Origin of the sequence: Marinifilum sp. D737, from assembly GCF_026672275.1 — a bacterium.
In the GTDB taxonomy this organism is placed as follows: domain Bacteria; phylum Bacteroidota; class Bacteroidia; order Bacteroidales; family Marinifilaceae; genus Marinifilum.
In genome coordinates this window covers 32,033-45,453 of the sequence record NZ_JANQCD010000034.1, presented here as the reverse complement: position 1 = coordinate 45,453, position 13,421 = coordinate 32,033, and the positions used below count along the sequence as shown (strand labels likewise).

The 13,421-nt window shown below is 34.7% G+C and carries 14 protein-coding genes; 7 read left to right on the top strand and 7 right to left on the bottom strand.

All coding sequences use genetic code 11. The features are described 5' to 3' along the window. Positions 1 to 149 precede the first annotated feature (149 nt). The 6 genes from NQ163_RS16920 (at position 150) to NQ163_RS16895 (ending at position 5,292) form a co-directional block, all read left to right on the top strand. Entirely contained in the window at positions 150 to 329 is a 180-nt protein-coding gene (locus tag NQ163_RS16920; protein ID WP_268191523.1) for a hypothetical protein, read from the top strand. 18 nt (positions 330 to 347) lie between these two features. Then, a complete protein-coding gene (locus NQ163_RS16915) occupies positions 348 to 506 on the top strand; it encodes a hypothetical protein (protein WP_268191522.1) in 159 nt (52 codons plus the stop codon). A gap of 68 nt (positions 507 to 574) precedes the next feature. After that, positions 575 to 1,435, top strand: a complete 861-nt coding sequence (locus NQ163_RS16910; RefSeq protein WP_268191521.1) for a CPBP family intramembrane glutamic endopeptidase — start codon at positions 575 to 577, stop codon at positions 1,433 to 1,435. Between the two features lie 476 nt (positions 1,436 to 1,911). Then, positions 1,912 to 2,097, top strand: coding sequence for a hypothetical protein (locus tag NQ163_RS16905; protein ID WP_268191520.1), 186 nt, complete (start codon positions 1,912 to 1,914; stop codon positions 2,095 to 2,097). Between the two features lie 423 nt (positions 2,098 to 2,520). Beyond that, positions 2,521 to 4,308 (top strand): translation elongation factor 4, encoded by a 1,788-nt coding sequence (gene lepA / locus NQ163_RS16900; RefSeq protein WP_268191519.1) that lies wholly within the window; start codon positions 2,521 to 2,523, stop codon positions 4,306 to 4,308. Positions 4,309 to 4,593: 285 nt separating this feature from the next. After that, the gene (locus tag NQ163_RS16895; protein WP_268191518.1) at positions 4,594 to 5,292 is read left to right on the top strand and encodes a hypothetical protein; all 699 of its coding nucleotides are present in this window, start codon (positions 4,594 to 4,596) and stop codon (positions 5,290 to 5,292) included. A gap of 63 nt (positions 5,293 to 5,355) precedes the next feature. Here the strand turns inward: NQ163_RS16895 and rprY are convergent, their stop codons facing one another. The 5 genes from rprY to NQ163_RS16870 all read right to left on the bottom strand — a co-directional run bounded on the left by rprY (position 5,356) and on the right by NQ163_RS16870 (position 10,323). Continuing rightward, the gene (rprY, locus tag NQ163_RS16890) at positions 5,356 to 6,042 is read right to left on the bottom strand and encodes a response regulator transcription factor RprY (protein WP_268191517.1); all 687 of its coding nucleotides are present in this window, start codon (positions 6,040 to 6,042) and stop codon (positions 5,356 to 5,358) included. Positions 6,043 to 6,047: 5 nt separating this feature from the next. Beyond that, positions 6,048 to 7,535 carry a sensor histidine kinase gene (locus NQ163_RS16885; RefSeq protein WP_268191516.1) on the bottom strand — a complete coding sequence of 496 codons (1,488 nt, stop codon included), beginning with the start codon at positions 7,533 to 7,535 and terminating at the stop codon, positions 6,048 to 6,050. Positions 7,536 to 8,067: 532 nt separating this feature from the next. After that, positions 8,068 to 8,808 (bottom strand): ribonuclease III, encoded by a 741-nt coding sequence (rnc, locus tag NQ163_RS16880; RefSeq protein WP_268191515.1) that lies wholly within the window; start codon positions 8,806 to 8,808, stop codon positions 8,068 to 8,070. 3 nt (positions 8,809 to 8,811) lie between these two features. After that, on the bottom strand, positions 8,812 to 10,065 hold the full coding sequence (gene fabF, locus NQ163_RS16875; protein ID WP_268191514.1) for a beta-ketoacyl-ACP synthase II: 1,254 nt from the start codon (positions 10,063 to 10,065) through the stop codon (positions 8,812 to 8,814). 21 nt (positions 10,066 to 10,086) lie between these two features. After that, complete coding sequence (locus tag NQ163_RS16870; protein WP_054718918.1) at positions 10,087 to 10,323, bottom strand: acyl carrier protein; 237 nt, start codon at positions 10,321 to 10,323, stop codon at positions 10,087 to 10,089. 197 nt (positions 10,324 to 10,520) lie between these two features. On the opposite strand from NQ163_RS16870, the gene purN reads away from it, so the two are divergent. Next, positions 10,521 to 11,081, top strand: coding sequence for a phosphoribosylglycinamide formyltransferase (gene purN / locus NQ163_RS16865; RefSeq protein ID WP_268191513.1), 561 nt, complete (start codon positions 10,521 to 10,523; stop codon positions 11,079 to 11,081). A 37-nt stretch (positions 11,082 to 11,118) separates the two neighbouring features. On the opposite strand, the gene NQ163_RS16860 is transcribed toward purN, so the two are convergent. Next, on the bottom strand, positions 11,119 to 12,450 hold the full coding sequence (locus NQ163_RS16860; protein WP_268191512.1) for a M23 family metallopeptidase: 1,332 nt from the start codon (positions 12,448 to 12,450) through the stop codon (positions 11,119 to 11,121). 96 nt (positions 12,451 to 12,546) lie between these two features. Further along, the gene (locus NQ163_RS16855; RefSeq protein ID WP_268191511.1) at positions 12,547 to 13,413 is read right to left on the bottom strand and encodes a YitT family protein; all 867 of its coding nucleotides are present in this window, start codon (positions 13,411 to 13,413) and stop codon (positions 12,547 to 12,549) included. Positions 13,414 to 13,421 lie beyond the last annotated feature (8 nt).

Genomic DNA, 13,421 nt, shown 5'->3' with positions numbered 1-13,421 from the left:
TCAAATTTGGCCAATGCGAATATATAAAGTGTAGGTTAAAAAGCCCGAAAAACAGAAGTGTTTTGGAGAACCCATGCTGTTCATCGGACTTAGCTTAAAAGCCTGCACAAAATTAATTGATTTAATAAACAATTTAAAATTTTGTGAATATGAAAAAGTTAGAAAAGTACGGCGTTCTTGAAATGGATGCTAAGGAATTAAAAGGCACTGATGGAGGACTAGTATGGTTATCTTTAGCCTTGTTTATTGGAGCGTGTATTAATGATGCTCAAAATAATCCTGATGATTATAAAAGTGGATGGGATTCAGCTGCCAATTATTATCAATAAACACTAAAAATTAAAATTATGAAATCTAAAAAAATAAAAGACCTATCTAAACGAGAATTAAAATCAATTAATGGAGGAGGTTGGATGGCTGAATTCCTTGGTTTTTTTGTAAGTAATAATTATCACTATGGGAAGCACAATTCACATGCACCATGGGATATGATGGGAAGTAAATAATATAAATTTCTTCTATCCCAACAACACAAGTTTTTTGGGATAGAAGAATACTTTACAAATGAAAATAGATGACAAACAATAAACCCATTCCAATTCTTCCCATAGGAGTAAGAATAATCCTAATCTTAATAAGCTATGTGTTTGTTAGTGGCCTTTTTGGTTTATTCGGATATTTAATCGTTGATGGTAATCTAAATAATTTTTCTCAACCTCAGAATTTATCTTTAAAGCAAAATTTTATTTGTCAAGGGATTGGATTAATCGGTACTTTATTAGTAGTATTTGTATTTCGTAGATGTGCTGATTTAAAGAGTATTGTCTCAATGGGCTTTTCATTAACAAATAAAGTTAAGGATATTGTATTGGGAGGACTTACAGCTATTTTTATTATATGTTTTGGCACTGTAATACTAGTGGTATTTAATCAAATTAGCATTATTTCTATTGATTTTGATAGAAGTGATTTTATTTATGGAATTCTTCTTTTTGCAACAATATCTTTAGGAGAGGAAGTATTATGTAGAGGTTATATTCTTAATAATCTGATGGATACTATGAATAAAAAATGGGCATTAATAATAACATCCTGCATATTTGCATTACTTCATAGCTTCAATGATAATCTAAATTGGTTGAGTATTCTTAATCTTGTATTGGCAGGGATTCTTTTAGGCAGTACATATATTTATACCAAAAATATCTGGTATCCTATTAGTTTACATTTGTTTTGGAATTTTATTCAAGCTTGTGTATTTGATTATAATGTGAGTGGGATAAATATCAATTCCTTTGTTACTTTTGATATATCTGTAAAAAATATCTTTAATGGTGGTGATTTTGGCTTCGAAGGATCAATACTTTGCACGTTTCTTACAGTTATAGCAATTATTTTAATACACCTTTTGTATCGAAAAAAACATGTCTTTTAGATATTGGACTTATTTTTCCAATAACATTGCGATTTCTTTACCCTAAGTTAAATGTAGTTTGGTTTTTTTTCATAAGTATCGTTTCAATTATTCTAATGGAATATGATCTTTTTAAAGCAGGACGAAATTTTGATATTTACGATATTATGGCACCCCTAATAGGCATGATTTTGTGGCATTTTATTTTTATCAAATTGAAAATTTGGTTGATATCTAACCTGTATAATTCAATATTAAGACCATTAAACCTTCCTGTGGGTTTCTTCACAAGGAGTAGCTCTTTCTTCAAAAGTTGTAAAATGGATAAATTAGATAATTTAAGTTCAGGCTTATTTGCTTGTATATTAGCAGTAAATGTGATTCTCACTTAGAATAAAGTGGCAATTTATTTTAAATTATCGTTATTAATTATTATTCTGTTGAGCGGTATGAATGGTATACTAAAAAGAATTAGTATATTTAACACATATTACGTTATGAAGGAATTTTCTACAATTATACTTATTCTGTCAACTCTTCTTTTCTTTATAGGTTTATACCTAATCACAAGAATATTGGCAGGTGCAGATCCTTTGTATTTAATAATGGGATTGTTATGCAATGGTATTGGAATAGGCTTGTTGCTTATCGGAAGAACCTTAAAAAAGAAATTTAAAATTTAGAATACGATGAAGAGAATAAAATTGAGCAAGGAAGAGTTGACCTGTTTATTTGCATTGATGACCATTGTAGGCATGCAGGTTTTCGAAATGGGTGAGTTCTTGGGGGTGTGGATGGCTCGATAAAATATTTACTACCTTCTTAAAGAACGAGAAGAGAATGCATTTTTCATGCTTGTCATGCTGCTTGCAGACTTCAAGTTGCTACTTTTTTTGCTGGGAATCATCACATTTTCTTAATTCCCAATTTCTTCGATGCGATTTCGCAATTCAACTTTCCAAAGTCCAAGGAATTAAATATCTTTGCGGATTCAATTAGGAATTTATATTTGCGAATTACGAATCGGGATAAAACTTTCGTAATTTGTAACTTCTAATTGGTAATTTATTCCCGATAGCTATCGGGATCGTAATTCGTAATTGACAATGAAGAACATTCGAAATTTTTGCATCATAGCCCACATCGACCACGGTAAATCTACCTTGGCCGATCGTTTGTTAGACGTTACCAACACCATTACCGACCGCCAAAAGCAGGCGCAGGTACTAGATGATATGGATTTGGAGCGCGAGCGTGGGATTACCATCAAGAGTCATGCAATCCAAATGGATTATATGCGCGATGGTGAAAAGTATACCTTAAACCTGATTGATACACCGGGTCACGTTGACTTCTCTTACGAGGTGTCAAGATCGATTGCTGCCTGCGAAGGAGCATTGTTGATTGTTGATGCTACCCAGGGAATTCAGGCACAAACCATATCCAATCTTTATTTGGCAATCGAAAATGATTTGGAAATTATTCCGGTCTTGAACAAGATTGACTTGCCAAATGCGAATCCTGAAGACGTGAAGGATCAGATTGTGGATTTGTTGGGATGTGATGAGAGTGAGATTTTGGCTGCCAGTGGAAAGACCGGTGAGGGAGTTCCTGATATATTGGAAGCCATTGTTGATCGTGTTCCAGCTCCGGAAGGAGATCCTGATGCACCATTGCAAGCTTTGATTTTTGATTCGGAATACAATTCGTTCCGTGGTATCATTACCTACATTCGTATTTTGAATGGTGAAATCAGCAAAGGTGATTTGGTAAAATTCGTAAATACCGAGAAGGAATACCAGGCCGATGAAATTGGTGTGCTGCGTTTGACTCAGGAACCAAGAAAGGTTCTGAAAACGGGTGATGTAGGTTATATCATTTCGGGTATTAAAACATCAACCGAGGTAAAGGTAGGGGATACCATTACACACAAAGCGAATCCTTGCGATGCAGCCATTGAAGGTTTCGAGGAAGTAAAACCAATGGTATTTGCCGGGGTTTACCCAATCGATTCGGAAGATTATGAAGATTTGCGTGCAGCAATGGAGAAATTGAAGCTGAATGATGCTTCCCTGACTTTTGAGCCGGAATCGTCATTGGCACTTGGTTTTGGTTTCCGTTGTGGATTCCTGGGACTATTGCACATGGAAATTGTTCAGGAACGTTTGGATCGTGAGTTCGATATGAACGTAATTACCACGGTTCCTAACGTATCGTATATTGCACACACCAAGAAAGGTGATGAGTTCGAGATGCACAATCCATCAGATATGCCAGATCCGAATGCATTGGATTATATCGAGGAGCCATTTATTCGAGCTCAGATTATCTCTAAATCGGAGTTTGTTGGTCCGTTGATGACACTTTGTATGAGCAAACGTGGTATCATGACCAATCAGCAATACTTGACCAGCGACAGGGTAGAGCTGACTTACGAAATGCCATTGGGTGAGATTGTATTCGATTTCTACGATAAGCTAAAAAGTATTTCGAAAGGATATGCTTCTTTCGATTATTTCCAGATTGGATTCCGTCCTGCAAAATTGGTAAAACTGGACATTCTGTTGAATGGTGAAGGTGTGGATGCACTTTCTACTTTAATTCACTTCGATAATGCACAGGCATTCGGTAGAAGAATGTGTGAGAAGCTGAAAGAATTGATTCCAAGACAGCAGTTTGATATTGCCATTCAAGGGGCAATTGGAGCCAAAATTATTTCTCGTGAAACTGTTAAGGCTGTTCGTAAAGATGTAACTGCTAAATGTTATGGTGGTGATATCACGCGTAAGCGTAAACTTTTGGAAAAGCAGAAAAAAGGGAAGAAGCGTATGAAGCAGGTGGGTAACGTAGAAGTACCTCAGAAAGCTTTCCTTGCGGTTCTTAAGTTAGACTAATAATGTAATCTGACAGCGTTCGGAGATCCTGTCAGCATAAAAAAATATACAAAGCTGTTCGATTTTTCGGACAGCTTTTTTTTTACTCCAAGCGCTAAAGAGGCTTATAATAACAATTTTAAGCGTAATAAGTTTTATAGCTTGGGGCTAGTAGCTGAAAGCTGACTGCTGATCGCTATTTTAACCTTTCCTTAACTCTTTTTAGCTAAAGCTTAACTGCCTTTTTTTCAGTTGTATGATAATTTTGAAAGTAGATAATTCAAGTCAAATTTAAATACAATGGTTATGAAACGATTTAGACTCTTACTAAGCCTGTGTTGTGCTGTTTTGTTGATGTCACAAGTTACTTTCGCTCAAGAGAAGGATAAGAAAAAGGAAAAACATGAGGTACATGTAAAGGTTAAAGTGGTTGAAGATGGAAAAGAAACTGTTATCGATACGATTTTCTACGAGCATAAAGATCATGATGAAATCATGAAAATTATTGAATTAAAGGGTGTGCCAGACTCTTTAATGAGAAAGCATATGGTTTGGTATTCTAATGATGATAAAAAGCATGGAAAGCATTCCAAAATGATCGAGAGCTTTGTTTTTAATGTCGACTCTACTTTTGATGGGGATGCAATAAGAATAATGAAGAAATTTAAGTTCCCGGATAAGGATTTTATTTTTCACTCAGGTGATTCTTGTATTTCGAAAGACATCCATATTGAAATGCTTAAAGGAGGTAAACACAAATTAAATGTACTTCCATTTCATGGGAAAAAAGCAGAAAAAATTATCATCATTCAAGATTCCGACGATGTTGAAATTACTGAGGAGGATGGTGTGAAAATTATTAAAATTAAGAGTTCGGGCAAAGACAATGTTTGGATTGAGAAACATGGAGATCACGAAGTGGATGTTGAGGTTACGGTAGAGGAGAAGGATGGAAAGAAGGTGAAAAAGATTAAAAGAAAGAAATCGAAGAAACAAAAGGAGTAGTTTCTTGCCCTCATAATCAAAAAAAAGCTGCTTTTTAAAGCAGCTTTTTTGATATCTGGTGGATTACATTATCAGTTTATAACCTTTACCGTGAACGTTTATAATTTCGATGCTTGGCTCTTCCTTTAAGTGTTTACGAAGTTTTGTAATGTAAACATCCATACTACGCGCATTGAAATAATTATCGTCGGACCAAATGGTTTTTAATGCCAGGTTTCGCTCCAATACCTTATTTACATTGTTGCAAAGTAGCTTTAAAAGTTCCGATTCTTTGGTTGTTAGTTTAATGGTTTCATCTCCATCAACCAAATATTGCTTTTTAGCATCGAAAGTATAACGACCCAATTTAAATTCTTCCTGGTTGTTTTCAGGTTTTACTCCCGAAGTTCGTCTCAATACAGCTTCTATTCTTACCAAAAGTTCTTCCATACTAAATGGCTTGGTCATATAATCATCAGCACCAAGTTTGAAACCTTCCAGAACATCTTCTTTCATCGATTTTGCAGTAAGAAAGATAATTGGAATTTCGCTATTGATTAAACGAATATCCTTTGCAAGTGTAAAACCATCCCGATGAGGCATCATGATATCAAAAATGCACAGGTCGTATGGATTCTTCAAGAACTCATCGTAAGCTTTGTCACCATCTTCGCAAAGAGTAGTGTTATAATTTTTAGCGATTAAATATTCTTTAAGCAAAAGGCCTAGATTCGCATCATCCTCGGCTAATAAGATTTTAACTTGTTCCATTGCGTCTATTTTTTTAAAGGAAGATATACTTCAAATTTGGATCCCTTTTCGAGAACACTGTCTACATTTACTTCACCATTGTGTGCATCAACAACTTTCTTCACATAGGATAAGCCCAAGCCAAATCCTTTTACATCGTGCACGTTGCCTGTATGAACACGGAAAAAGCGCTCGAAAACCATTTTCTGATCTTCTTTCGATATTCCAATGCCATTATCAGTAATCGAAATAACAATACCCTTGTCTTTGTTTCTGGTACTGATACTGATTTCCGGATTGTCCTTGCAATATTTAATTGCATTGTCCAACAGGTTTGAGATAACATTGCTAACATGAACCTCGTCCGCCATAATTGTATCCTGGCTGGCGTCTAAATTTTGATACATGTTACCACTTTTATCTTCTGCTCTAATAGTAAAGTTAGGTAATAAATTTTGAATTATTTTATGAACACTTATAGGTTTCAACTTTAACTTCATTCTGGCTTCATTAAATACTGCCATTTGCAATACTTTTTCAACCTGGTAAGTTAATCGTTTACTTTCATCGTTAATGATTTTTGCAATATGATCGATAAAGCTTTGTGTGGTTGCAACACTATTGTCTTTCAACATTTGTGATGCCAATGATATTGTTGAAATCGGAGTTTTAAACTCGTGAGTCATATTGTTGATAAAATCGTTTTTGATTTTCGACAATTTTTTTTGGCGGAAGATGATGAAAATTGTAAAAGCACTGCAAAGTATCAATACCAATGTAAGAATAAATGAAGGAAACAGCATGGTGTATTGAATCATATGCTTTTGTTGGCCAGGAAAATAAATGTGTAAAACATTTGAACTGGCAAAAACATCATTTGGAAACATTAATTTTGTATACCTGATGACCGATGGATTCCTAAAGTAATTTTTCGATGCAGTTTCAAATTTGATATTGTTTACTTTGACGGCATATTCGAAATTTAAATTAATACCATTATCTCGCAGTATTTGCTTTATTAGTTTTGGAAGTTCCTTAAGATCAATACGATCGTTTAGTTTTAAATTTTCATTTCTTAGTTTGGATGCAAATTGACCAATATTACCCCCACTATTTTTTAGGGCTTTATTGAATTGCTGCTGAAAATTTGCTAATCCACCTGATTTTAATGGTCCTGAAGCGATATTAATATTTTTGTTCTCATGAGAAATACTAAAGGTCAACATATCGTGTTTTGGATCCATGGTATAGGTAAACTTGGAACTTTCATTTATGATGGAAGTTTGTCCGGAAGTACCAGAGCTATTCGTGCCATTCCCCTTTACGATAGAATGCCATTTTTCATCATGTTCCAACTTTTTAACAACTTGATCTAAAGCTTTGCTAACGGTTAAAGCAAATTGTTCTTCTTTAAGTTTTGATGCAGATTGAAAGTATTTTATTTGGACCAATATCAATCCAAACAATGATATACACAAAACAATCGTAACTAACCAAATGTACTTCTGATTCATCTTTTTTTATTTTCTTCCATTAGTCATCCCAATATTACCGGGAGGAAGCTGCAAGATAAAAACAATTACTGTAGTGTGTTTTGAATAATTATTTTAATCATGCTTGTTTCACGTATACAAAGATAAAAAAATCATTATCCTACAATTACGACTTAACAATCTTTAACACAAGTGATGTATAAGTTTGTTATTGATCAGGAAATTAGAATATTTTAATGAAATATAGCTTCTCTAAATTAGGATTGATTATAATTAGTGGAAAAATTCGTTATTTCAACAAATTTTTACTGAAAAGGTATTTGAAGTTTATAATTTGATACTATATTTGCTATCGGAGAGCGAATCTATAAGGAACAATCTCCTTGATTAAAAATTTTGGTTAATAGTTAGATGAAAGGGCGGTTGTGGTTACCGTCCTTTTTTTTGTATCTGGTATTCACCAAAATATGCTTACATTTAGACATGGCAATTCCTGTCAGCTTGATTTATTAAATCACCTGAAGAATTTTAATAATACAAAGGATAAATTGAATTAGGATGCCAGTTCTTTCTGGTTGATTCTTTTCAAGGCTTCACGAGCAGCTTTCTGCTGTGCTTCTTTCTTTGAAGTACCAATACCTTTACCCATTTTTACTTCCTCTACTTCAACTTCAGAAATAAATAAAGGCAAACGCAATGTCTTATCAACACCATCTTCTTGTGTGTCGAAGAAAACGTCTTTTTTATTCTTTTGTGCCCATTCAATCAATTTGCTCTTAAAGTTGGTTTCTACTGTCACAACTTCTTCCAAATTGATATATTTCTTAAAGATTTTATCTTCGATAAAAGTACGGGTTTTAAGATACCCCTGGTCAAGATAAATTGCTCCAATTAAAGCTTCGAATGCATCTCCATAAATATGTTTGTTGTTATTCATATTTACATTAGATACAACATGATTATCCAAGCCAATTTTAAGGGCAAGTTTGTTTAGCGATTCGCGACTAACAATTTTAGAACGAATTTGAGTTAGGAAACCTTCGTCTTTGTTAGGGAAATACTTGTAAAGGATATCGGCAATTACGGCACCAAGAATTGCATCGCCCAGATATTCCAGACGTTCATTATTCATGTTAAAGCCATTCTTAGGTATACTGGCCGATTTGTGTATGAAAGCCAATTCATACAAGTCGGGTTTGTTAGGATAAAACCCTAGAAAATCAAATAACAATCCATAAAACTCCCTCCTAGGAAAGAAAAAAAGTTTTATGGATTGAATAATAGACTTAATCACAAATTATTCACTAAATGATTTGAAAATTACGGATGCATTGTGTCCGCCAAAACCAAAAGTATTACTCAAAGCAGCTCTGATTTCGCGCTTTTGAGCTTTGTGAAGTGTAAGGTTTAGTCTTTCATCGATTTGTGGATCTTGCTCCTTGTGATTGATGGTAGGAGGAACTGTTTGGTTGTTCATTGCTAAGATACTAGCAATTGCTTCAACAGATCCTGCAGCACCTAACAAGTGTCCTGTCATCGATTTTGTAGAACTAATGTTTAATTTATATGCATGCTCGCCGAAAACAGTTTGTACCGCCTTAGTTTCAGGAATATCACCAACTGGAGTTGATGTTCCGTGAACATTGATATAGTCGATATCTTCTGGTTTCAAATCAGCGTCATTCAAAGCCATATTCATTGAGTTAATGGCTCCTCTACCTTCAGGGTGAGTTGCAGTAAGGTGATAAGCATCACCGGACATTCCTCCACCAACAACTTCAGCATAAATCTTAGCTCCTCGTGCTTTGGCATGTTCATATTCTTCTAGAATTAAACAGCCTGCTCCTTCACCCATAACGAAACCGTCACGAGTTTTACAGAACGGACGAGATGCAGTTTCAAACTCATCATTGTTAGTAGACAATGCCTGCATTGAATTAAAACCACCTAATCCTGCTTCATTTACTGATGCTTCAGATCCACCTGTGATAAAGACATCAGCTTTACCTAGACGGATGTAGTTCATCGCATCAATAATTGCGTGTGAAGAGGAGGCGCATGCAGAAACTGTACCGTAGTTTGGTCCTTGGAATCCATACTTCATCGAAATATGGCCGGCAGCAATATCAGAAATCATCTTAGGGATGAAAAACGGAGAGAAACGAGGAGTTCCATCCCCGTTTGCATATCCTTTAACTTCATCTAAGAAAGTTTTAATACCGCCGATACCAGAACCCCAAATTACTCCGGCTTTTGTTAAATCTTCCGACTCAAGATCTAAACCGCAATCAGCCATAGCTTCTTTAACAGCTACAAGTGCATACTGAGTATATAAATCCAGTTTGCGAACCTCTTTACGATCAAAATGCTCTTTAGCATCGAAATTTTTAACTTCGCAAGCGAACTGGGTCTTGAATTTAGAGGCATCGAAATGAGTGATCATTCCAGCACCGCCTACACCATTCTCCAAATTCTCCCAATATTCGGCAATACTATTACCAATAGGGTTAATTGTTCCGAGCCCAGTTACAACTACTCTTCTAAATTCCATAAAAAAGGGTCTGGTTAATAATTACTTAGCGTTTTCTTCGATGTAAGAAACAGCGTCACCTACTGTACCGATGTTTTCTGCTTGATCATCTGGAATAGCGATGTTAAACTCTTTTTCGAATTCCATGATTAGCTCAACTGTATCCAATGAGTCAGCTCCTAGATCGTTAGTGAAGCTAGCTTCTGGAGTTACTTCAGTTTCGTCTACACCCAACTTATCAACAATGATAGCTTTTACTCTAGATGCAATATCAGACATAACTTTAAAATTTAAATGATTAATATTAAACTAATTAATTTTCAACTGTGCAAAGAAATAAATTTACTTGAAAAAATTCAAATCTTTTTCACAAAGTTGGGGACAAATGTAATTCTTTTTCCTTTTCTAGCGAAATTATTTTACATCCAATGGCTTTTATATACCTTTGAACATACTTTTTAAACAACATATTTACCATGAAAAGAATCGCCTTATTTGCTTCGGGGTCAGGAACTAACGTAGAGAATATAGCATTGTATTTTAAAAATAATTCGAATGTTAAGATTGCTTGTGTTCTTACAAATAATTCTAATGCTTTTGTGCTAAATCGAGCCGAAAAGTTAAAAATTCCTTCTTTAGTTTTTTCTAAATCAGACTTTAAGGAAACATCAAAAGTGGTAGATTATTTAAAAGAAAAGCAAGTTGATTTTATTGTGTTGGCTGGGTTTTTATGGTTGATTCCCACTAATTTGCTAAAAGAATATTCAGGTAGAATTGTAAATATACATCCGGCTTTGTTGCCAAAATATGGTGGGAAAGGGATGTATGGTATGAATGTTCACAAATCGGTAGTAGAAAATCGCGAATCAGAATCAGGAATTACCATACACATGGTAAGTGAGAAATACGACGAAGGTGAAATTGTATTTCAAGCCAAATGTGCGGTCGAACCTGATGATACAGCCGAGGATGTTGCAAATAAAGTTCACAAATTGGAATATGAACACTTCCCAAAAATAATAGAGCAATTACTTTAATGTAATTGCTCTATTATTTTTAAGCGAACTCAGGTTATTATTTTTGGACTGTCTCTTCCTTTGTAGATGTAAGTGTATTATTTATTGAATCAGGAAGTAATGGCTCAGGAATACTGTCTAATCCATTCAATTCTTGCATCAATTTGTTTTTAAGAGCTTCAAATTGAGCCTGATTTTCTTTCTTAACGGGAGCTACAGGAGGTGATTTCATTCTTAATGGATTAATTGGACTTCCATTTTTATGTACCCTAAAATCGAGATGTGGCCCTGTTGATAAGCCTGAAGAACCTACATAAGCAATGGTTTGACCTTGTTTTACCCTAACACCTGTGTTCATTCCTTTGGCAAAACGGGATAAATGCATATAGGTTGTGGTGTATACACTGTTGTGTTTTATTTTTAAATATCTTCCGCCGCCTCTTTTTTGGTAGCCTTTCTTAATAATCACTCCATCGCCAATTGTGTGAACCGGAGTTCCAGTTGGTGCAGCATAATCAACCCCATGATGAGATCTGTATCTTTTTAAAACAGGGTGGTATCTGCGGTTAGAAAATCTGGAACTGATTCTGGAATAACGCAATGGTGCTTTTAAAAATGCCTTTTGTAAGCTTTTTCCTTCTTCATCGAAAAATCCATCTTTATCACCTTCTTTAAAAGCAAAAGCATAATTATCTGATTTGTGATGAATAAAGTTGGCGGCAAGTACTTTGATATCACTTATTGGTTTATCATCTACAAAAGCTTCTTCATAAATGATATTGAACTCATCGCCTTTACCAATTCCAAAAAAATCTATTGTCCAGGCATAGATTTCAGATAATTCGATGGATAAAACAGGATCTGCATTAGCTTCAACCATGGCATTCCAAAGCGAACTTTCAATGGTTCCTTTGATTTGTCTACGCTTGTAAATAATCTCTTTTTCCCCTTTGTATACATGCAAAGTATCTCGTAAATCAAAAACAATATATTCTACGGGTGTGTTTTCGTATACAAAGTACTCTGGAGTTCTTAAGCTATCCTTAGAGAATAAAACTGAATATTCGCGTCCCGATTTAATTCGTCTTACATTAAAAACTTTTTTGGCTTTTTTTGCAATTTTATCGATTGCAGCATATGAAACATCGTATTGTCTTAGAATTGTAGACAAACTCTGGTTTCTCTTTACTTTGCCCTCTTCATGTTCAAAATCATCAATTGGAAAGCCATATTTTAAATTAACAGGTTCTAATGCGGTTGAATCGATCATTTCATGACTATCGCTTTTTACTTCTTCAGGTACATCTGATTTAAAGTTTTTAAAAAGAAAGAGACCAATCATTACAAGCGCTGCAATAATTAGAGTTTTATAGTTGAAGAACTTTTTCATTTAGGAAATTTTGAATTCGAGCCTAAAGGTATAACTATTTTTATAGTCACACAACTGGATAATCTAAGGATTGTAGGTTTTAAGCTTTTTTAAGTTTTAAGATTTGATCTTGTCGAAACCTTGACCGTAAACGCCCATTACACTGCCCATAGATATGAATGCATCTGGATCTACATGCTTTATCATATTTAAAATGGTCTGTGAATCACGTTTTTTGGCCAGAAGCATTAGGATTTTTACATCCTCATTACTATAGCCTCCAGTTGCATTTATTACAGTAAGTCCTTGATCTAAATTGTGAATTGCTTCCTTGCGAATTAATTCAGGTTTTTGTGTAAATATTATTATTTGAACAGACTGCTTGCTTCCTTCAATAATCATATCTACACAATAAGCACTTACTCCCATGGTAACAAATCCGTATACAACCTGTTCTATGGAATTCTCCAAAAAATAAGAGGATGATATTATTATTACGTCGATAGTTAAAAGCAACTGGCCCGGACTGTAGTTCTTGTACTTGTTTATCATCATGGCCAGAATGTCGGTGCCGCCTGTGCTTCCACCACGCGATAAGATCATTCCTGCACCAGCGCCAGCCATAATACCTCCAATGATAGCACACATAAACCTGTCGGAAACCAGAGGTTCGGTGATAATGGATTGAAACAACCATAGGAAAAATGAAATTACGGTAATTCCATACAATGTTTTTATTCCAAAAGAGAAGCCAAGTACACGTAATGATATCAGTAGAAATACTGTATTGATTAAAAATACACTATAACCAACCTTTATTCCGGTTACAAAATATATCATGGTTGCAATTCCACTTACGCCCGATCCTACAATTCCAGATGGTATTATAAAACCGGTCCATGCCAAAGAACCAATAAGCAATCCTATGGTAATAATTAAATAGGAACGAATGTTTTCTGATAAACTGATTTTCTGAGTAGCCATTATTTTTT

What these genes read in the sequence shown, in the direction of transcription:
- NQ163_RS16870 (WP_054718918.1), bottom strand. Translation starts at nt 10,323, where the DNA reads ATGTCTGATATTGCATCTAGAGTAAAAGCTATCATTGTTGATAAGTTG.
- NQ163_RS16885 (WP_268191516.1), bottom strand. Translation starts at nt 7,535, where the DNA reads ATGAATCAGAAGTACATTTGGTTAGTTACGATTGTTTTGTGTATATCA.
- NQ163_RS16920 (WP_268191523.1), top strand. Translation starts at nt 150, where the DNA reads ATGAAAAAGTTAGAAAAGTACGGCGTTCTTGAAATGGATGCTAAGGAA.
- rprY (WP_268191517.1), bottom strand. Translation starts at nt 6,042, where the DNA reads ATGGAACAAGTTAAAATCTTATTAGCCGAGGATGATGCGAATCTAGGC.
- NQ163_RS16855 (WP_268191511.1), bottom strand. Translation starts at nt 13,413, where the DNA reads ATGGCTACTCAGAAAATCAGTTTATCAGAAAACATTCGTTCCTATTTA.
- purN (WP_268191513.1), top strand. Translation starts at nt 10,521, where the DNA reads ATGAAAAGAATCGCCTTATTTGCTTCGGGGTCAGGAACTAACGTAGAG.
- NQ163_RS16860 (WP_268191512.1), bottom strand. Translation starts at nt 12,450, where the DNA reads ATGAAAAAGTTCTTCAACTATAAAACTCTAATTATTGCAGCGCTTGTA.
- NQ163_RS16910 (WP_268191521.1), top strand. Translation starts at nt 575, where the DNA reads ATGACAAACAATAAACCCATTCCAATTCTTCCCATAGGAGTAAGAATA.
- fabF (WP_268191514.1), bottom strand. Translation starts at nt 10,065, where the DNA reads ATGGAATTTAGAAGAGTAGTTGTAACTGGGCTCGGAACAATTAACCCT.
- lepA (WP_268191519.1), top strand. Translation starts at nt 2,521, where the DNA reads ATGAAGAACATTCGAAATTTTTGCATCATAGCCCACATCGACCACGGT.
- NQ163_RS16915 (WP_268191522.1), top strand. Translation starts at nt 348, where the DNA reads ATGAAATCTAAAAAAATAAAAGACCTATCTAAACGAGAATTAAAATCA.
- NQ163_RS16905 (WP_268191520.1), top strand. Translation starts at nt 1,912, where the DNA reads ATGAAGGAATTTTCTACAATTATACTTATTCTGTCAACTCTTCTTTTC.
- NQ163_RS16895 (WP_268191518.1), top strand. Translation starts at nt 4,594, where the DNA reads ATGAAACGATTTAGACTCTTACTAAGCCTGTGTTGTGCTGTTTTGTTG.